The sequence below is a fragment of the Bradyrhizobium jicamae genome (genome assembly GCF_018130695.1).
GTDB lineage: Bacteria > Pseudomonadota > Alphaproteobacteria > Rhizobiales > Xanthobacteraceae > Bradyrhizobium > Bradyrhizobium jicamae_B.
Window position 1 is genome coordinate 50,087 of record NZ_JAFCJX010000025.1, and the last position, 17,238, is coordinate 67,324.

At 64.8% G+C, this 17,238-nt stretch carries 16 protein-coding genes; 10 read left to right on the forward strand and 6 right to left on the reverse strand.

Going from position 1 to position 17,238, the window contains the following annotated elements; all coding sequences use genetic code 11:
• Nucleotides 1–110 precede the first annotated feature (110 nt).
• The 6 genes from JQ604_RS30370 (at nucleotide 111) to JQ604_RS30395 (ending at nucleotide 7,484) form a co-directional block, all read left to right on the forward strand.
• Nucleotides 111–986 carry a branched-chain amino acid ABC transporter permease gene (locus JQ604_RS30370; protein WP_212364376.1) on the forward strand — a complete coding sequence of 292 codons (876 nt, stop codon included), beginning with the start codon at nucleotides 111–113 and terminating at the stop codon, nucleotides 984–986.
• On the forward strand, nucleotides 983–1,984 hold the full coding sequence (locus JQ604_RS30375; protein WP_212364377.1) for a branched-chain amino acid ABC transporter permease: 1,002 nt from the start codon (nucleotides 983–985) through the stop codon (nucleotides 1,982–1,984). The genes JQ604_RS30370 and JQ604_RS30375 overlap by 4 nt, the downstream gene beginning before the upstream one ends.
• Complete coding sequence (locus tag JQ604_RS30380; RefSeq protein WP_212364378.1) at nucleotides 1,981–2,724, forward strand: ABC transporter ATP-binding protein; 744 nt, start codon at nucleotides 1,981–1,983, stop codon at nucleotides 2,722–2,724. The genes JQ604_RS30375 and JQ604_RS30380 overlap by 4 nt, the downstream gene beginning before the upstream one ends.
• A 10-nt stretch (nucleotides 2,725–2,734) precedes the next feature.
• Nucleotides 2,735–3,472: an ABC transporter ATP-binding protein gene (locus tag JQ604_RS30385; protein WP_212364379.1), complete on the forward strand. Its 738-nt coding sequence runs from the start codon at nucleotides 2,735–2,737 to the stop codon at nucleotides 3,470–3,472.
• A gap of 31 nt (nucleotides 3,473–3,503) precedes the next feature.
• Nucleotides 3,504–5,363, forward strand: coding sequence for a bifunctional sugar phosphate isomerase/epimerase/4-hydroxyphenylpyruvate dioxygenase family protein (locus JQ604_RS30390; protein WP_212364380.1), 1,860 nt, complete (start codon nucleotides 3,504–3,506; stop codon nucleotides 5,361–5,363).
• Between the two features lie 294 nt (nucleotides 5,364–5,657).
• Entirely contained in the window at nucleotides 5,658–7,484 is a 1,827-nt protein-coding gene (locus JQ604_RS30395; protein WP_212364381.1) for a tannase/feruloyl esterase family alpha/beta hydrolase, read from the forward strand.
• An 86-nt stretch (nucleotides 7,485–7,570) separates the two neighbouring features.
• Here JQ604_RS30395 and JQ604_RS30400 read toward each other — a convergent pair whose 3' ends face one another.
• Genes JQ604_RS30400 through JQ604_RS30410 form a run of 3 tightly spaced genes read right to left on the reverse strand, consistent with a single transcriptional unit; the run spans nucleotide 7,571 to nucleotide 10,770 of the window.
• Nucleotides 7,571–9,130: an MDR family MFS transporter gene (locus JQ604_RS30400; RefSeq protein WP_212364382.1), complete on the reverse strand. Its 1,560-nt coding sequence runs from the start codon at nucleotides 9,128–9,130 to the stop codon at nucleotides 7,571–7,573.
• 4 nt (nucleotides 9,131–9,134) lie between these two features.
• On the reverse strand, nucleotides 9,135–10,298 hold the full coding sequence (locus JQ604_RS30405) for an HlyD family secretion protein (protein WP_212364383.1): 1,164 nt from the start codon (nucleotides 10,296–10,298) through the stop codon (nucleotides 9,135–9,137).
• Complete coding sequence (locus tag JQ604_RS30410) at nucleotides 10,291–10,770, reverse strand: MarR family winged helix-turn-helix transcriptional regulator (protein WP_249158895.1); 480 nt, start codon at nucleotides 10,768–10,770, stop codon at nucleotides 10,291–10,293. The genes JQ604_RS30405 and JQ604_RS30410 overlap by 8 nt, the downstream gene beginning before the upstream one ends.
• Nucleotides 10,771–10,923: 153 nt before the next feature.
• Between JQ604_RS30410 and JQ604_RS30415 the strand changes: the two genes are divergently transcribed.
• Nucleotides 10,924–11,409: a Fur family transcriptional regulator gene (locus tag JQ604_RS30415; RefSeq protein WP_212364436.1), complete on the forward strand. Its 486-nt coding sequence runs from the start codon at nucleotides 10,924–10,926 to the stop codon at nucleotides 11,407–11,409.
• Between the two features lie 34 nt (nucleotides 11,410–11,443).
• Nucleotides 11,444–12,400 (forward strand): DMT family transporter, encoded by a 957-nt coding sequence (locus tag JQ604_RS30420; RefSeq protein ID WP_212364385.1) that lies wholly within the window; start codon nucleotides 11,444–11,446, stop codon nucleotides 12,398–12,400.
• A 92-nt stretch (nucleotides 12,401–12,492) separates the two neighbouring features.
• On the opposite strand, the gene JQ604_RS30425 is transcribed toward JQ604_RS30420, so the two are convergent.
• The gene (locus tag JQ604_RS30425) at nucleotides 12,493–13,368 is read right to left on the reverse strand and encodes a sulfurtransferase (RefSeq protein WP_212364386.1); all 876 of its coding nucleotides are present in this window, start codon (nucleotides 13,366–13,368) and stop codon (nucleotides 12,493–12,495) included.
• Nucleotides 13,369–13,626: 258 nt separating this feature from the next.
• Between JQ604_RS30425 and ispG the strand changes: the two genes are divergently transcribed.
• Both ispG and JQ604_RS30435 read left to right on the forward strand, forming a co-directional pair.
• A complete protein-coding gene (gene ispG, locus JQ604_RS30430) occupies nucleotides 13,627–14,913 on the forward strand; it encodes a flavodoxin-dependent (E)-4-hydroxy-3-methylbut-2-enyl-diphosphate synthase (protein WP_212364387.1) in 1,287 nt (428 codons plus the stop codon).
• A 175-nt stretch (nucleotides 14,914–15,088) separates the two neighbouring features.
• Nucleotides 15,089–15,982, forward strand: a complete 894-nt coding sequence (locus tag JQ604_RS30435; RefSeq protein WP_212364388.1) for a TauD/TfdA dioxygenase family protein — start codon at nucleotides 15,089–15,091, stop codon at nucleotides 15,980–15,982.
• Between the two features lie 65 nt (nucleotides 15,983–16,047).
• Here JQ604_RS30435 and JQ604_RS30440 read toward each other — a convergent pair whose 3' ends face one another.
• Together JQ604_RS30440 and JQ604_RS30445 are read right to left on the reverse strand one after the other, a co-directional pair.
• Nucleotides 16,048–16,221 carry a hypothetical protein gene (locus JQ604_RS30440; RefSeq protein ID WP_212364389.1) on the reverse strand — a complete coding sequence of 58 codons (174 nt, stop codon included), beginning with the start codon at nucleotides 16,219–16,221 and terminating at the stop codon, nucleotides 16,048–16,050.
• A gap of 276 nt (nucleotides 16,222–16,497) precedes the next feature.
• Nucleotides 16,498–17,238 carry an outer membrane protein gene (locus JQ604_RS30445; protein ID WP_212364390.1) on the reverse strand — a complete coding sequence of 247 codons (741 nt, stop codon included), beginning with the start codon at nucleotides 17,236–17,238 and terminating at the stop codon, nucleotides 16,498–16,500.

Sequence of the window (17,238 nt, forward strand, 5' to 3'; positions counted from 1 at the left end):
ATGCGATGCGACCTCCCCCGCAAGCGGGAGAGGTGGAGCGTACCGTGCGGCGACTGAACGGACGTAGCGAGTTTAGCGGAGACCGTCTCCGCGTGTGGCTGAGGGAAACCATGTCCAATCTGCTCGACCTGTTGGTGGCGGGGCTGGCGACCGGGGCGATCTATGCGATCGTCGCCGTCGGCTTCACGCTGCTCTGGCAGACGTCGCAAACCATCAACTTCGCGCAGGGCGAGTTCGTCATGCTGCCGGCGTTCCTGATGCTGGCGGCGATGCATGCCGGCGTGCCGTTCTGGCTTGCGATCATCTTCGGCATCCTGCTCTCGATGCTGCTGCTCGGCCTCGGCTTCAAGATGCTGCTGGTCGATCCGATGCTGCGCCACGGTGTGCTGCCGCTGGCGATCGCCACCATGGCGCTGGCGATCGGCATCAAGGAAGCGGTGAAGCAGTTCTTCTCGGCCGAAGCTTCGCCGTTCCCCTCGATCGTGCCGGCCGGTGACATCTCGGTGTTCGGCCGCCTGGTCTCGCTGCAGAGCCTTGGCGTGCTGGCGCTGGCGATATCAGCGGTCGTCGCGCTGACGCTGCTGTTGAACCGCACCTCGCTCGGCCACCAGATGCAGGCCGCGGCGCAGAACCCGACGGTCGCGCGCATCATCGGCGTGCCCGTCGAGCGCATGATCCTGCTGACCTTCCTGATCAACGCGTTCCTGGTCGCGCTGGCCTCGCTGCTGATCACGCCGATTTATCTGGCAAAGTTCTCCTCCGGTGAAGTGCTGGGGCAGGCGGCCTTCATCGCCGCGATCGTCGGCGGCTTCAACCAGGTGCGCGGCGCGATCGCCGGCGGTCTTCTGATCGGCGTGGTCGACAATCTCGCCGCCGCCTATGTCTCGACGCAGTACCGCGCGGCGGTGCCGATGCTGCTGCTGATCGTGATCATCCTGTTCCGCCCGCAGGGCCTGCTCGGCCGGCCCGAGGAGCGCACGGTATGAGCGCGGCGACCAAAAAATATCTGCGCATCGCGTTCGGTCTCGCCGTCATCGCGGCGCTGATCTTCGTACCCATGAATTTCAACCGCTACGGTCTGTTCATCCTGAGCCAATGGGCCGTGATGACCATCGCCGCGATGGGGCTCAACCTCACGCTCGGCTATGCCGGCCAGGTCTCGCTGGCGCAGGGCGCGTTCGTCGGCATCGGCGCCTACACCGCCGCCATCATGACGACGCAGGGCCTGCCGCTGATTGGCGCGCTCGGCGTGTCTATCGTGCTGTGCTTTGCGATCGGCTGGCTGCTCGGCTATCCGGCGCTGCGTGTGCAGCATCATTATCTCGCCTTCGTGACGCTCGCCTTCTCGACGCTGGCCTTCCTGGTGTTCCGCAACGAGGACTGGCTGACCAAAGGCATCTACGGCATCTCCAACATCCCGCGGCCCCACCTCTTCGGCTTCGCCACCAACAAGCCGCTGCCGTTCTACTATGTCTGCCTCGGCTCGCTCGGCATCGTATCGCTGGCGGTGTGGTGGCTGATCCGCTCGCCCTGGGGGCGCGCCTTCGTGGCTTTGCGCGAGAACCCGATCCGCGCGCTGTCGCTCGGTATCGACACGCGGCGTTACACGCTGATGGCGTTTGCGATCGGCTCGGCGCTCGGCGGCGTCGCCGGCACGCTCTATGCGCCGCTGACGCAATATATCGATCCCGTCCCGTTCAACCTCTCGCTCTCGCTGGATCTCCTGATGATGGTGATCGTCGGCGGCTCCGGCTTCTACTTCGGCCCGTTCCTCGGCGCTATGATCGCGGTGCTGCTGCCGGAGTGGCTGCGCTTCACGCAGGGCTATTATCTGATGCTCTATGCGCTCGCCGTGATCCTGCTGTTGATCTACTCGCCGACCGGTATCCTCGGCATCCTTGATCGCTATCTCACCGAGCGACGCACCAAGGCGGCGTCCGCGCTGCGCGAAGTGGCAAAGCCCAAGCTGGAGACGGCAGCATGAGCGCCGTCCTCGAAGTCAGCGGCATCAAGAAGAGCTTTGGCGGCATCACCGCCGTCGACGGCGTCAGCTTCGACGTCCACGAGGGCGAGATCCTCGGCCTGATCGGCCCCAACGGCTGCGGCAAGTCGACCTTGTTCAACTGCATCCTCGGCCAACTCACGCCAAGCGGCGGCGAGGTCAAGGTCGACGGTAAGGTCGTCACCGGCCTGCGTCCGTCCGAGCTGAACAAGCTCGGCGTCAGCCGCACCTTCCAGCTCTTGCAGGTGTTCCCAAAACTGTCGGTGCGCGAGAATCTGATCCTCGCCGGGCAGGAGCATCAGGGCAACATGGCCTCGCGCCTGTTCGGTCCGTCCGACGCGGGGCTTTCCGGCGCGGCGGACCAGATGATCGGCTTCTTCAAGCTCGACCATCTCGCCACCGAGCAGGCTGGCGGTCTGTCCTACGGCCAGCAGAAGCTGCTCGACGTCGCGATGGCCTTCATGGGTGGGCCGCGGCTGGTGCTGCTGGACGAGCCTGCAGGCGGCGTCAACCTCACCATGCTCGGCGATCTCAAGGAGCGGCTGGCGGCGATCAACCGCGAGAAGCGGGCCACCTTCGTCGTGATCGAGCACAACATGGAATTCGTGATGTCGCTGTGCACGCGCGTCATGGTGATGGCGGAAGGCAAGGTGCTGGCGATGGGCAAACCGAACGAAGTCCGCGCCAATCCCGCCGTCATCGAAGCTTATTTGGGTCACTGAGGAGCCGGCGATGAGCGAAATCATCCTGGACGTTCAAAACCTGGTCGGTGGCTACGGCAAGATGACGATCCTGAACGGCACCACGTTCCAGGTGCCGGCCGGATCGATCACCACCGTGATCGGCCCGAATGGCGCCGGCAAGTCGACGGTGTTCAAGGCGATCTTCGGCCTGCTCAAGCTGCGCGAAGGCAAGGTCACCTTCAAGGGCCGCGACGTCACGGGCTTGAGCCAGCGCGAGCTATTGCGCGCCGGCATCTGCTACGTGCCGCAGGGCCGCAACATCTTCCCCGAGTTGACGGTGCGTCACAACATCCAGCTCGGCGCCGTGGTTGCCGAAAATATCCCCGATCTGCCCGCGCGGATCGAAGCTGCGCTCGACAAATTCCCGGTGCTGCGCAGGAAAGCCAATCAGCAGGCCTCGACATTGTCGGGCGGCGAGCAGAAGCAGCTCGAGATCGTCCGCGGCCTGCTGCTCGATCCGCAGCTCGTGCTGATCGACGAGCCCTCGATCGGGCTGTCGCCGCTGATGGTGCAGCAGACCTTCGACATCCTGAAAGAATTGCGCAACCGCGGCGTCTCGATCCTGATGATCGAGCAGAACGCGCGTTCGGCGCTGGAGATTTCCGACTACGGCATCGTGCTGGAGCTTGGCCGCACACGGCTGGTCGATCGCGCCGAAAAGGTGCTGAACGATCCGCGCATCGGCCAGTTGTTCCTGGGCGGCGCCATGGAGGACAGCGCGGCCTGACGCGCATACCACCAAATTTGTGGAGCACAACATGAACACGCTCTCGATCGCCACCGTCTGTCTCTCCGGCTCGCTCGACGAAAAGCTGCGCGCGATCGCCGCCGCCGGCTTCCAGGAGGTCGAGATCTTCGAGAACGACCTGCTGACGTTCAACGGCAGCCCGCGCGACGTCGGCCAGATGTGCCGCGACCTCAATCTGAAGATCTGCGCGTTCCAGCCGTTCCGCGATTTCGAGGGCATGCCCGAGCCGCAGCGTGCGCGCAACTTCGCCCGCGCCGAGCGCAAGTTCGACCTGATGGCCGAGCTGCAGACCGATCTGATGCTGGTCTGCAGCAACGTTTCGCCGGCGTCACTCGGCGGCATCGATCGCGCGGCCGCCGATTTCCATGAGCTCGGGGATCTCGCCGCCTCGCGCGGTTTGCGTGTCGGCTACGAGGCGCTGGCCTGGGGCCGTCACGTCAACGACTATCGCGACGCCTGGGAGATCGTGCGCCGCGCCGATCACAAATCGATCGGCGTCATCCTCGACAGTTTTCACACGTTGGCGCCGGCACTGCCGGTCGGCGCGATCCGCTCGATCCCGGCCGACAAGATATTTCTCGTGCAGCTGGCTGACGCGCCGAAGCTCGGCCTCGACGTGCTGTCCTGGAGCCGGCACTTCCGCTGCTTCCCCGGCCAGGGCGATCTGCCGGTCGGCGATTTCCTCGCCGCGGTCCGTGCCACCGGCTATTCCGGCCCGCTGTCGCACGAGATCTTCAACGATCAGTTCCGCGCCGGCTCGGCGGTGCGCACCGCGACCGACGGCCTGCGCTCGCTGATCCTGCTCGATGACGCTGCGCCGGCATCCGGGACGCCGCTGCAACCGAGGGCGCAGAGCCGTGGTGTCGGCTTCATCGAATTCGCGGTCAGCGATGCCAAGGCGACGTCGCTCGCGACGCTGCTCGGCCAGCTCGGTTTCCGCAAGACCGGCGCGCATCGCAGCAAGGATGTCGAGCGCTGGTCGCAGGGCCAGATCGATCTCGTGATCAATTCCGAGCCCGACGGCTTTGCCCATTCGCATTATCTCACCCATGGCGCCGGCGTCTGCGCCATCGCGCTCGATGTCGACAATGCCGCCAAGACCATGGCGCGCGCCGAGGCGCTGAAGGCGCGCACCTTCTATACGCCGGTCGGGCCGGGGGAATTGGAAATCCCCGCGATCCGCGGCGTCGGCGGCAGCCTGCTGTATTTCCTGGAGGATGCCGGCAAGAACTGGGATCTCGATTTCGAACCGCTGCACAGCGATGCTGCGGCCGACCAGCTCGATGTGGTCGACCACATCTCGCAGTCGATGCCCTACGACGAGATGCTGTCGTGGCTGCTGTTCTATACCGGCATCCTCGATCTCGAGCGGCTGCCGCAGATGGAGATCGCCGATCCCGTCGGCCTCGTGCAGAGCCAGGCGCTGATCAATCCGAGCCAGAGCCTGCGCATGGTGCTGAACGGGTCCTCGGCGACGCGCACGCTGTCGGCGCGCTTCATCAACGAATTCTTCGGCTCAGGCGTTCAGCACGTCGCCTTCTCCTGCGGCGATATCTTCGCCGCCGTGGCGGCGATGCGCGCCCGCGGCGCGGACTTCCTGAAGATCCCCGACAATTACTATGACGACATCGAAGCCAAGTATGGCCTCGATGCCGCGACCATGCAGGCGCTGCGCGACAACCAGATCCTGTATGACCGCGAAGGCGACGGCGAATTCTTCCAGGTCTACACCCACGCCGTCGACGACCGCTTCTTCTTCGAGATCGTCGAGCGCCGCAACTATCACGGCTTTGGCGCCGCCAACGCCGCGGTCCGTCTCGCGGCACAGACCCGCGAGTCGCGGCCGCTGACGATGCCGCGGATGGATTGACGCGCACATGACACGAGGTCGAGCGGCATCGGTGGTTCACCTCTCCCCTTGTGGGAGAGGTCGGCTCGCATCGTCAGATGCGAGTCGGGTGAGGGGTATCTCTCCACGCGTAATACTCTCTCCGTCTGAGCTCGCGGAGAGATACCCCTCATCCGGCGCTGCGCGCCACCTTCTCCCACAAGGGGAGAAGGTACAGCAGAGCTTGCCGCACGAGATCAGCACTGCAACCACTTTCCCTGATGGGATGAGGTGACAGCGAGACCGATTACAAACAACAAGATAAGGGAGAGAATGATGCCGATCGCGCGAAAGAATCTTTGGGCGTTGCTGCTGCTGGCCGCGTCTTGTCAGGTCACGTCGGCGTCCGCCGAACCGATGGCCTGCGACGACGGCATCAAGGCCGCCTTCCATCCGGACGAGGTCACGACCGTCATCGCCGTCCGTCAGGTCAAGAAGGGCGATGAATTGCTCGCGCCCGACGCGCCGAAGCCAATCACGGCTGCGGCTGACCTCTGCCTGGTGAAGCTGCTGGTCGGCCCCGGCGTCACCGCCGAGAAGGACAAGACCGCGCGCTCATATTCGGAAGGCATCGGCATCGAGGTCTGGCTGCCGACGACGGCGAACTGGAACGAGCGTATCCGCAACTATGGTGGCGGCGGTTGGGTCGGCGGCGGGCACCGTTATGCCGACAAGATCGGCAGCAAGGTGCCGGCGATCGTCAACGCCAATATCGGTTATGCCTCGGGCACGACTGATGCCGGCCAGCCCTGGTATCAGGACGGCTCGTTCGCCTTCCTGTCCGATGGCAAGGTCAACGCCGAAGGCATGCGCGACTTTGCGGTGCGCGCGATGGTCGAGCAGGCGGTCAAGACCAGGGCGCTGGTCAACCTCTACTACGGCAAGGCGCCGCAATTCGTCTATTACGACGGCCACTCGCAGGGCGGCCGCCAGGGCCTGAAGATCCTGCAGGACTATCCCGAGCTCTATGACGGCTACATGATCGCGCAGCCGGCGCCGAACATCGCGAAGTTCGGCACCACCTCGCTCTATCCGCAGATCGTGATGAAGACCGAGCTCGGCTTCACCGCGATCAACAAGCCGGAGGCCGCTGCTTTCGCCGCCAAGGTCGAGGCCGCCAACAAGCGCGCGGTCGCGGCGTGCGACAAGGCCGGCCTCGGCTTCCTGCTCGATCCCTTCAGCTGCGACTACAATCCCGCACGCGATGCGGCGCTGCTCTGCGCCGGCGAGGCGGGCGACGGTGTGACCGGCAGCAATGCCGACAAGGCGGTCTGCATGAGTGCGAAGGAAGCGGGTGCGCTGAACAAGATCTGGTACGGCGCGAGCCGCGACGGCAGCGTCGATCCGGCGCAGACGGCGGAGGCTCGCGGCGGCAAGGCGTTGGGCGCGAAGCAGCTGTGGTGGACCTTCACCAGGGGCACCTCGATCTCGATGCAGATCAAGAGCGCCTCGACCGACAATTTCGCGCTGGGACTGCAGGACGTCAGCTACGCCGCGGGTCCTGATGCGACCTCGGGTATTCCGATCACCAATAGCTCGACCGCCACGCGCAACCGCTGGCTTGAGCTCGATTACGCTGGCTTCGCCGCCGGCGTCGACAAGAACGTGGAGCTGCAGCCGACGCTGTTCAGCAACCTCATCACCGACAAGGCCGACCTGACCAAGCTGCGCGATCTCGGCCGCAAGGTGATCGTGTGGAGCGGGCTTGCCGACGATGCGATCCCGCCCGCCGGCAATGTCAACTATCACGAGCGCGTGCTGGCCGCGATGGGCGGCGATGCCGAGGTCGGCAAGTTCATGCGGATGTATCTCGTGCCCGGCGTCGCGCATTCCTCGCAAGGCCGCCCCTACACCGTCACCGGCAAGGACGACGCCGTACCGCTGCCGAAGCTGCCGGGCAATGCCAACCAGACGCCGACCCGCGACAAGGACCAGTTCTTCTCGGCGCTGACCGACTGGGTGGAGAAGGGCATTGCGCCCGGCGAGATCATGCTGACGTCGCGCGACGGCAGCGTCAGCTATCCCATCTGCGTCTATCCGAAGCGGACGACATGGGACGGCCACGGCCCGGTGACGCAGGCGGCGAGCTTTGGGTGCAAGTAGGGCGCTTGATGCGCGGCAAAATCTATCCACGTCGTCCTGGCTTTCGCCAGGACGACGGCTGTGAGTGCCGCAAGTGCTCGCGAAAATTACTCCATCACCGCGGCATGATCCGACGGCGTGGCGGACTGCGCGCGCAGCGTGGCCTTGGTCGAGCCGATCATGATCGCGAGCGGGATGGTGACCAGCACGAACAGCATCACCAGCTGGTAGTCGTGCGAGAAGGCGATGATCTGCGATTGCGCGGCGACCATCCGGTCGGCCATGGCACGGCCGGCGTCGGTGTTGAGGTTGATCATCGCCGCAACGTCAGGCATCTGCAGCGCGTGATTGAACGGGTTGATGTGCTCGGACAGCTTGGCGTAGACCCGCCGCGAGCCTTCCGTCAGCTGTGCAATCACGATGGAGATGCCGACCGAGCTCGCGACGTTGCGGACCAGGGTCAGCATCGAGGTGCCGTCGGTGCGCAGATGGTTCGGCAGCGTCAGGAACGCGACCGTCGATAGCGGCACGAAGACGAGGCCGAAGCCAAAGCCCTGGATGATGCTGACGGTCACGATCTCCGGCGCCTGGGTCATGTCGGTCCAGCCAGTCATCTGGAACAGCGAGGCGGCGGTCAAGCTGAGGCCGGCGATGATCAGCGTGCGCGCCTCGAAATAGCGCATCATGCGGCCGACCAGCATCATCGCGACGAAGGTGCCGCAGCCGCGGCTCGCCAGCAGCAGGCCGGCGGTGATGATGGGATAGTTGATCACGTTCTGCAGGTAGGGCGAGGACAACGCCATGGTCGAGAACAGCACCAGCCCCATCACGGTCATGAAGACGATGCCGCCGACGAAGTTCCGATCCTTGAACAGCGCGAACTGGATGAACGGTCGCGACGTCGTCAGCGAATGGGCGAAGAAATAATAGAAGCCGACCGCGGAGACGATGAACTCGGCGATGATCTCGTTGGATTCCAGCCAGCCGAGCTGCTCGCCGCGGTCGAGCGCGAGCTGTAGCGAGCCGATCGCAACCGCCAGCGCCGTGAAGCCGAACCAGTCGAAGCGCAGTTCGAGGTTCTTCTTGGTCTCGTCCATGAAGATGATCAGGCCGAGCACGGTGATGGCGCCGAACGGCAGGTTGACGAAGAACACCCAGTGCCAGGAATAGGTCTCGGTCAGCCAGGCACCGAGCGACGGCCCCATGATCGGGCCCATCATCACGCCCATGCCCCAGATCGCCATTGCCTTGGCGCGCTCATGCAGCGCGTAGGAGTCGAGCATCACCGCCTGCGACAGCGGCACCAGCGCCGCGCCGAACACGCCCTGCAGCAGGCGGAACAGCACCATCTGGCTGATGTCCTGCGCAAGGCCGCACATCACGGACGCCATGGTGAAACCGGCGGAGCAGATGATGAAGATGCGCTTGCGGCCGTAGCGGTTGGCGATCCAGCCGACCGGCGCCGTCATGATCGCGGCGGCGACGATGTAGGAGGTCAGCACCCAGTTGATCTGGTCCTGCGAGGCCGACAGCGTGCCCTGCATGTAGGGCAGCGCGACGTTGGCGATCGTGGTGTCGAGCGCCTGCATGATCGTCGCCGTCATGGCGCAGATCGTCACCATGTTCCGGCGCAGGCCGGGAACGGCTGACGGTGACGGCGCGCTCATCGCGTCAGTCCTGGTGCGCCGGCGCAGGCGCCAGCCCGAACAGGCCGGCCAGCGTGCGGCGATGGTTGGTGTCGACGGTGACGTAGACGCTCATGCCGGCCTTCAGCTTCTGAACGTATTTGTCGTTCTTGTCGAAATAGATCCGGATCGGCACGCGCTGCACGATCTTGACGAAATTGCCGGTGGCATTCTGCGGCGGCAGGATCGCGAACTGCGCGCCGGTACCGGGCGACAGCGAGCCGACCGTGCCCTTGAAGACATGGTTCGGAAACGCGTCGACCTCGAGATCAACGGGCTGGCCGACCGCGACATAGGTGAAGTCGCTTTCCTTCGGGTTGGCGTCGACCCAGGGATTGGCGATGTCGATCACCGAGAATACCGGCGTGCCGGCGGCGACGAAGCGGCCGAGCTGAATCTGGTCGACTTGCGTGGCGATGCCCGCCATCGGCGCGCGCAGCACGGTGTGGTCGAGATTGCGCTGGGCGATGCCGAGCGCGGCCTTGGCCTGGGCGTAGGGCGGAAACTTCTCCAGCGGCAGATTGGGATCGCCGAGCAGCTGCGCCTTGGCGTTGGAGAGTTGCTGCTTGACGAACTGCGCCTGCGCGCCGGCGGTGACGAGGCTGGTCGCGGAATTATCGAGGTCAAGCTGCGAGCCGACTTTCTGGTTGACCAGCGCGGTCTTGCGCTCGACGTCGCGCTGCTTCAGGTCGACGCCCTGCTGGGCGAGGTCGAGCATCTGGCCGTAGATCTTGATGTTGGCGACGAGGTTGTCATAGGTCGTCTTGGCCTGCGCGAGATTGGCCTGGGCCTGGTCGACCGCGAGCTGGAACGGCTCGGGGTCGATCTCGAACAGCACGTCGCCTTCCTTGACCGCCTGTCCCTCCTTCACCACCACCTTGGTGATCTTGCCGGAGATGTCGGGCGTGATCAGCACCTTCTGCGCGCCGACATAGGCATCGTCGGTGGTCACGTAGCGGCCGCCATTGAGATAGAACACGATGCCGGCGACCGCTGCGACCGACGGCAGCACGACCAGCAGCAGGAAGCGGCGATAGCGGCGCAGTCCCGCGAGCAGGCGGCGGCGCGGCTCGGCGGCGAGCTTCTGCGGCGGCGCAGACGGAGCCTTGTCTTTCTGCTCGGGCGGAAATTTGAGGACGGGATCAGCCATAGCGCTGCTCCTTTCGGGAGGCTTCGCCGGCCGGGGACTGGATGGCATTGCGAACGTTTTCCTTGATGTCTTCGAGCTGGCCGAGCAGGCGATGCGCGTCGGCGGGATTGATGCCCTCGAGCGCGGTCGCGGTGAGTTCGGCGCGGAGTCCTGCGAGCTTGCCGAGCAGCGGGCGCGCGGCCTTCTTCAGATAGAGTCGGTTGACGCGGCGGTCGTTCTCGTCGCCGCGGCGCTCGATCAGGCCGGCATCGCACAGCTTGTCGATCAGCCGCGTCAGCGTGATCGGCTGCATCTCCATCTGCTCGGCGAGTTCCGTCTGCTTCAGGCCTTCCTCGCGTTCCACCTTGGCCAGCACCGCCCATTGCGCGCGGGTAATGCCGTAACGCGCGGCCTCCTTGTCGGCGTAGACCCGGATCAGCCGGAACACCTCGCCGAGCGTGAACAGGAAATTGGTTTCCACGGAACCCCGCATGCCGCCTGCCTCCATAAGCTCCCAATATAATAAGCTTGCTCATGATTTCTGCATGCGGGGTTAACGGGAGCCAGCCCCGCGCTCGGGGCATGGCTGGGCGCCGCTGGCGCGCGGGCTTTGGGAATGGGCGCCAAAATGCTACAAACCGCCCCGATGAGCCTCGCCAAGCCGACATTCCCGGCCCCCGATCATGACCACGGTCGCTGCACCGCGGAGGCGATGTCGCATGCCGAGCAGGTCTGTAGCCGGCGCGCGCAGAAGTTCACGCCGATCCGGCGCCACGTGCTGCAGGCGTTGCTGTCGAGCCACCGGCCGCTCGGCGCCTATGAGGTAATCGACGAGCTCGCGAAAGCGATGCCGCGGCCGGCGCCGATCACGGTGTATCGCGCGCTGGATTTCCTGATGGAGAACGGCCTCGTGCATCGCATCGAGAGCCGCAACGCGTTTCTCGCCTGCGCACATGATCATGACGAGACCTCGATGGTCGCGTTCCTGATCTGCGACCGCTGCGGCGCGGTCGGCGAAATTCCGGCAGCTCCCGTGGCGCAGAGCCTGAAGGCCGCCGCGCGCGCCACCGGCTTTGCGCCAAAGCTCTCCGTCGTCGAGATCGCCGGCACCTGCGCCCATTGTCAGAAATAACAACAACACGGCGCCAAGCCGGCCACGAGGATCGATGACCACGCAAACGATCACCGCCAACGCTGCCCGACCCGTCACCGCGGGGCATGGGCTGCCGCCGGGCGCCATCGCGCTGATGCTGATGCTGTGCCTGAGCTGGGGTTTCAACCAGATCGCAGTGAAGCTCGCGCTGCCCGACGTGCCGCCGATGCTGCAGGCGCTGATCCGCTCCGCCGGCGCGCTGCCGGTGATGCTGATCGTCGGCTGGATGCGCGGCGTGAAGTTTCTTGCGCGCGACGGATCGCTCGGTCCCGGCATCATCGCCGGCCTGATGTTCGGCGTCGAGTTCGTGCTGATCTTCTCCGGCCTCGTCTTCACCTCGGCCTCGCGCGCGGCGGTGTTCCTCTACACCGCGCCGTTCTTCGTCGCGCTCGGTTCGCACCAGTTCCTCGGTGAGCGCCTGAGTTCGGTGCAATGGGGCGGGCTTGCGCTGAGCTTTGCCGGCGTGGCGCTCGCGATCGGCGTGCCGCAGCCCAATGTCGACGCGAAAGTGCTGCTCGGCGATCTCATGGTGGTCGGCGGCGGCGCGCTGTGGGCCGCGACCACGCTGGTCGCCAAGGGCACCAAACTGCGCAACGCCGCGCCGGAGAAAGCGCTCGGCTACCAGGTCGCGATCTCGATCCCGATCCTCGGGGCAGCGTCATGGCTGTTCGGCGAGACCATCACGCATATGCCGAGCGCGCTGTCGATCTCGCTGCTCGCCTATCAGGCGGTCTGGGTGGTCGGCTGCACCTTCGTGATCTGGTTTGCGATGGTGAAGCGATATTCGGCGAGCAGGCTCTCCGCCTTCACCTTCATCACCCCGCTGTTCGGCGTGGTCGCGGCGTATTTCATCATGCACGACACGCTGACGCCGGTGTTCGGCGTCGCCGCGCTGCTGGTGATCGTGGGGCTGTATCTGGTCAACAAGCCGGATCCGAAGGTCACGCCGGATCCGAATGTGCCGGCGTGAAGGACGGGATGCGTAGGGCGGATTAGCGAAGCGTAATCCGCCATCCTGTGCCGCGAGACCGGCCGGTGGATTACGCCTGCGGCTAATCCACCCTACCCAACCTCGATCGGCAGCTTTTCATCCTTCGCCCATTCGCCCATCGACGCATCATAGAGCGTGAGGTTGTCGAAGCCGAGCCGGTGCAGCTGGAACAGGTCGATCGTCGCCGAGATGCCGCCGCCGCAATAGGCGATCACGCGCTTGCTCCGGTCGATGCCTTGCGCCGCGAATTTCGCTTCGGCGTCAGCGAGCGAGACGAAGGTCTTGCTCTTCGGATCGATCAGCGTTGCCGCCGGCACGTTGACGCTGCCGGGGATGCGGCCGGGCCGGCCGTAGCGGCTCGGCTCCAGGCCCTTGTAGAATTGCGGGCCGAGCGCGTTGACGATGACGGTGTCGCGCTCGGCCGTTGCCGCCAGCACGTCGTGCTTGCCGACGAACAGGCCTTCCCTCGGTCGTGCGTGGAAGGTTGCGTGCGGGTAGCCGCCGGCGAGACCCGTTTCGATGTCGCGACCCTCGGCGGTCCATTTGTCGATGCCGCCGTCGAGCACGGCAACATTCGTCGCGCCGAGCGAGCGCAGCATCCACCAGAACCGGGTCGCCCACATCGCGGTGCCGATCGAATAGAGCACGATGCGGCTGTTCGCCGAGATGCCGTGGCGGCCGAAGGCGGCCTCGAGCTGCGCCACCTGTGGCATCATGAAGCGCAACTCGGTGCGGGCATCCGAGAACTCGCCCTGCAGATCCATGAAATTCGCGCCGGGAATGTGCCCGGCTTCGAACGTCTGACGTCCGGAAACGACAATATAGGGGACACTGCTGCCCTCGGGGGCCGGCTCCAGATAGGTCGTGCAGTCGAACAGGCGGAGGTCGGCCTGGTTGAGGATATCGGCGAGTTCCGCCGTGGTGATGAGCTCGTTATGGCCAGCCATGGATCACCTCCCGACACTATTTTAACAGGATGCTAAGGTGCCCCGGATCACATGAAAAGACGCGACTTTGCCCTTTGAATCACCCGGATTCAGTCCAATATACCCGCCATGCAGAACGCCGCTGCATGGCTTGCTTTCGGCCCCAATCGGCGTCATAAGCTGTTGAATTCGCAACGAAAAGCAGACAATTCCCGGGCGCGGCCGCGCCCGTCCTCACCCCCTTGGTGAATGTCACCAAAACCTGATATTCGAGACGCCATGAACAAGCCCGAGATTTTGCCGCAAGACGACGTCGCCGGCCCGTCAGCCCGGCACCACACCACGCAGGTCATGGTCGGCAACGTCGCCGTCGGCGGCGGCGCGCCGATCGTCGTGCAGTCGATGACCAACACCGACACCGCCGATGTCGACGGCACCATCGCCCAGGTCGCAGCGCTCAGCCGCGCCGGCTCCGAGATGGTCCGCATCACTGTCGATCGCGAGGAGGCCGCGGCCGCCGTGCCTCACATCCGTGACGGCCTGCGCAAGCGCGGCATCACGACGCCTCTGATCGGGGACTTCCACTATATCGGCCACAAGCTGCTCGCCGAGTACCCGGCCTGTGCGGAAGCGCTCGACAAGTACCGCATCAATCCTGGCAATGTCGGCTTCAAGAACAAGCGCGACACCCAGTTCGCCGACATCATCGAGATCGCCAACAAGAACAACAAGGCCGTCCGCATCGGCGCCAACTGGGGCTCGCTCGACCAGGAGCTGCTCACCAAGCTGATGGACGAGAACACGGCCTCGCCGAATCCGCGCGATGCCCGCGCCGTGACGCGTGAAGCCATGGTGCAGTCGGCGCTGCTCTCGGCCGCCCGCGCCGAAGAGCTCGGCATGCCCAAGAACAAGATGATCCTGTCGGCGAAGGTCTCCGCCGTGCAGGATCTGATTGCGGTCTATCAGGAACTGGCGCGCCGCTCGGATTACGCGATCCATCTCGGCTTGACGGAAGCCGGCATGGGCTCGAAGGGCATCGTCGCCTCGTCGGCCGCGCTCGGCATCCTCCTGCAGCAGGGCATCGGCGACACCATCCGCATCTCGCTGACGCCGGAGCCCGGCGGCGATCGGACGCTGGAAGTGCAGGTCGCGCAGGAACTGCTGCAGACCATGGGTTTCCGCACCTTCGTGCCGCTGGTTGCGGCCTGCCCGGGCTGCGGCCGCACCACCTCGACCACGTTCCAGGAGCTGGCGCGCTCGATCCAGGATTTCATCCGCGACGAGATGCCGGCCTGGAAGACCAGGTATCCGGGCGTCGAGCAGCTCAACGTCGCCGTGATGGGCTGCATCGTCAACGGCCCCGGCGAATCCAAGCACGCCAATATCGGCATCTCCTTGCCGGGCACCGGCGAAGCACCGGCCGCGCCCGTCTTCGTCGACGGCAAGAAGTTCCGCACCCTGCGCGGCCCCGGTATCGCCGCCGACTTCAAGGCGCTCGTGATCGACTACATCGACCAGCGCTACGGCAACGGCGCCAAGCTGCCGGAGACGGCCGGCGCGGAGTAAATCGCGTCTGCATTGCAGGAATCGTAGGGCGGATTAGCGCAAGCGTAATCCGCCTTATTTTTTGGGTGCGAAGCGGCGGGTTGCGCGGAGTTTATCAACGGACGCGCGATCCGTTGGCTAACGCGCCCACCATTGCTACGATGTCTCCCAACCAAGAACGATCGGGAGATGCCTCATGAGCTCACTGTCCGGCAAGCAGGGCCCGCGCTATCGCCACGTCGCCGATGAATCCGAACCCTACGAAACCATCGCCGTCGAGAAGCTGACCCCGATCATCGGGGCGGAAATCTCCGGCGTCGACATCGCGAAGCTCGTCGATGGTGACGCGCGCTCCAACCGGCAGATGGACGAGATCCATCGCGCGCTCGCCGAAAACCTCGTCATCTTCTTCCGCGACCAGCACATCTCCCCGCAGCAACACCTCGCCTTCGGGCGCAAGTTCGGCGAGCTGCATGTGCATCCGGCCGCGCCCAACGAGGGTGATCCGGCGCTGATGAAAATCCATGCCGACAAGGATTCGCCGCGCGCCAATGGCGAGGGCTGGCACACCGACGTGTCCTGCGATCAGGAGCCGCCGATGGGCTCGATTCTTTACATCAAGCAGTGCCCGCCGCGCGGCGGCGACACGCTGTTCGCCAACATGTACGCGGCCTATGAGGCGCTGTCCGACCGGATGAAGTCCTATCTCGACGGGCTGACTGCGCTGCATGACGGCGAGCAGACCTATCGCGGGCTCTACGCCAATTACGGCGTCGCCGACAGGCAGACCTATCCGCGCGCCGAGCACCCGATCATCCGCACCCATCCGGTGACGGGCAAGAAGGCGCTCTATGTCAACCGCGGCTTTACGCGCTTCATCGTCGGCATCCCCCGCGACGAGAGCGATGCCATGCTGGCCTATCTCTACCAGCATGCCGAAAACCCGCTGTTCCAGTGCCGCTTCCGCTGGACCGAGAACGCGATCGCGTTCTGGGACAACCGCTGCGCCCAGCATCGCGCGATGTGGGATTACTGGCCGCACACCCGCTCCGGCACGCGGGTGACGGTGAAGGGTGAGCGGCCGGTGTGAAGCTGCCTCGCGCAGGCTGAGAAAAAAAGAGCGCCTTCCGGTCTTCCGCAAGGCGCTCGTCGCAATCAGAAGAGCTTCTTGACCGCCCAGTCGAAGCCCATGCGGAGGGCGGTGCCGGCGGCGAAGCCACCCACGACGGCCGCGATCCAGATGAAGCCGCCCGAGGTATTGTCGAGCTCGTCGAGCGACAGCTCATGCGGCTTCATGTTCAGCTCATCCATCTTCATATCCATTTCCATTCCAACTGCTCCTGTTTGCGGCGACGTGTCGATTGGCGTCGTCCGGAGCGTCAGTAGAGCGCTGGATGGCATTTGGTTCTGTGTTCGCGATCACGTCCCATCCAAAGGTAGAAAACTCTGTGCTTGCGCAGTCACAGTCGACAACATTCAGCGCCGTATCGCCGAGGAGAGGGGGGCTTATCTCTCTGAATTCAGGGGTCTCTTTTGCATGTTCGGGCAAATGAAAAGCCCCGGGCAGAGGCCCGGGGCTTTGAAGTCGCCTTTGGGAGGCAACGATCAGTAGCGCGCGACGACCGGGCCGCCGAACTTGTAGTTCAGGCGGACGGTGACGAGATCGACGTCCTGGCCAATGCGGTCCGTGGCAAGAATCACGCCGGCCGTGGTGAAGTTGACGGTGCGATCCTGCATGAACAGGTGATTGTACTCGATCCCGGCCGACCAGTTCGGAGCGAAGGCGTATTCGAGACCGGCGCCGATGGTGCCGCCCCAGAGGGTGTCATCGCCCGCGGTGGCGAAGCGCACACCGGCCAGGGAGTTGATGTAGTTCTGGTTCGAGGTCACAGCCGCACCGCCCTTGACGTAGAACAGAACGTTGTTGGCGGCGTAACCGATCTGGCCGGTGAAGAGACCGAACGCATCGATCTTCGAAGTGTTGACGAAGCCCGGGAACAGCAGGCTGGTGTTGCTGCCGTTGAAGTCAGCCCAGTTGCCCTGCGCTTCGAGACCGAACACCCAGGTGCCGGCCTGCCAGCGATAGCCGATCTGACCACCGACGGTGCCGCCGGTCGCGTCATGGCTGCCTTCCGGACCAACCAGGAACGGCGCGACCGAATCCCAGCTGTTGTGGCTCGAACCCCAACCGCCGTTCACGCCGATATAGAACCCGCTCCAGTCGTAGATCGCGGCGACCATCGGAGGCGGAGCCTTGGTGTAGGGGCGGGCCGCAAGGTCGGCCGCCGAAGCCGAGCCCGAGAAGGTCAGAAAGGCCGCAGCCACTGTGAGTAGAAGCTTCTTCAT

What these genes read in the sequence shown, in the direction of transcription:
- JQ604_RS30370 (WP_212364376.1), top strand. Translation starts at nt 111, where the DNA reads ATGTCCAATCTGCTCGACCTGTTGGTGGCGGGGCTGGCGACCGGGGCG.
- JQ604_RS30375 (WP_212364377.1), top strand. Translation starts at nt 983, where the DNA reads ATGAGCGCGGCGACCAAAAAATATCTGCGCATCGCGTTCGGTCTCGCC.
- JQ604_RS30380 (WP_212364378.1), top strand. Translation starts at nt 1,981, where the DNA reads ATGAGCGCCGTCCTCGAAGTCAGCGGCATCAAGAAGAGCTTTGGCGGC.
- JQ604_RS30385 (WP_212364379.1), top strand. Translation starts at nt 2,735, where the DNA reads ATGAGCGAAATCATCCTGGACGTTCAAAACCTGGTCGGTGGCTACGGC.
- JQ604_RS30390 (WP_212364380.1), top strand. Translation starts at nt 3,504, where the DNA reads ATGAACACGCTCTCGATCGCCACCGTCTGTCTCTCCGGCTCGCTCGAC.
- JQ604_RS30395 (WP_212364381.1), top strand. Translation starts at nt 5,658, where the DNA reads ATGCCGATCGCGCGAAAGAATCTTTGGGCGTTGCTGCTGCTGGCCGCG.
- JQ604_RS30400 (WP_212364382.1), bottom strand. Translation starts at nt 9,130, where the DNA reads ATGAGCGCGCCGTCACCGTCAGCCGTTCCCGGCCTGCGCCGGAACATG.
- JQ604_RS30405 (WP_212364383.1), bottom strand. Translation starts at nt 10,298, where the DNA reads ATGGCTGATCCCGTCCTCAAATTTCCGCCCGAGCAGAAAGACAAGGCT.
- JQ604_RS30410 (WP_249158895.1), bottom strand. Translation starts at nt 10,770, where the DNA reads ATGCGGGGTTCCGTGGAAACCAATTTCCTGTTCACGCTCGGCGAGGTG.
- JQ604_RS30415 (WP_212364436.1), top strand. Translation starts at nt 10,924, where the DNA reads ATGAGCCTCGCCAAGCCGACATTCCCGGCCCCCGATCATGACCACGGT.
- JQ604_RS30420 (WP_212364385.1), top strand. Translation starts at nt 11,444, where the DNA reads ATGACCACGCAAACGATCACCGCCAACGCTGCCCGACCCGTCACCGCG.
- JQ604_RS30425 (WP_212364386.1), bottom strand. Translation starts at nt 13,368, where the DNA reads ATGGCTGGCCATAACGAGCTCATCACCACGGCGGAACTCGCCGATATC.
- ispG (WP_212364387.1), top strand. Translation starts at nt 13,627, where the DNA reads ATGAACAAGCCCGAGATTTTGCCGCAAGACGACGTCGCCGGCCCGTCA.
- JQ604_RS30435 (WP_212364388.1), top strand. Translation starts at nt 15,089, where the DNA reads ATGAGCTCACTGTCCGGCAAGCAGGGCCCGCGCTATCGCCACGTCGCC.
- JQ604_RS30440 (WP_212364389.1), bottom strand. Translation starts at nt 16,221, where the DNA reads ATGGAAATGGATATGAAGATGGATGAGCTGAACATGAAGCCGCATGAG.
- JQ604_RS30445 (WP_212364390.1), bottom strand. Translation starts at nt 17,238, where the DNA reads ATGAAGAAGCTTCTACTCACAGTGGCTGCGGCCTTTCTGACCTTCTCG.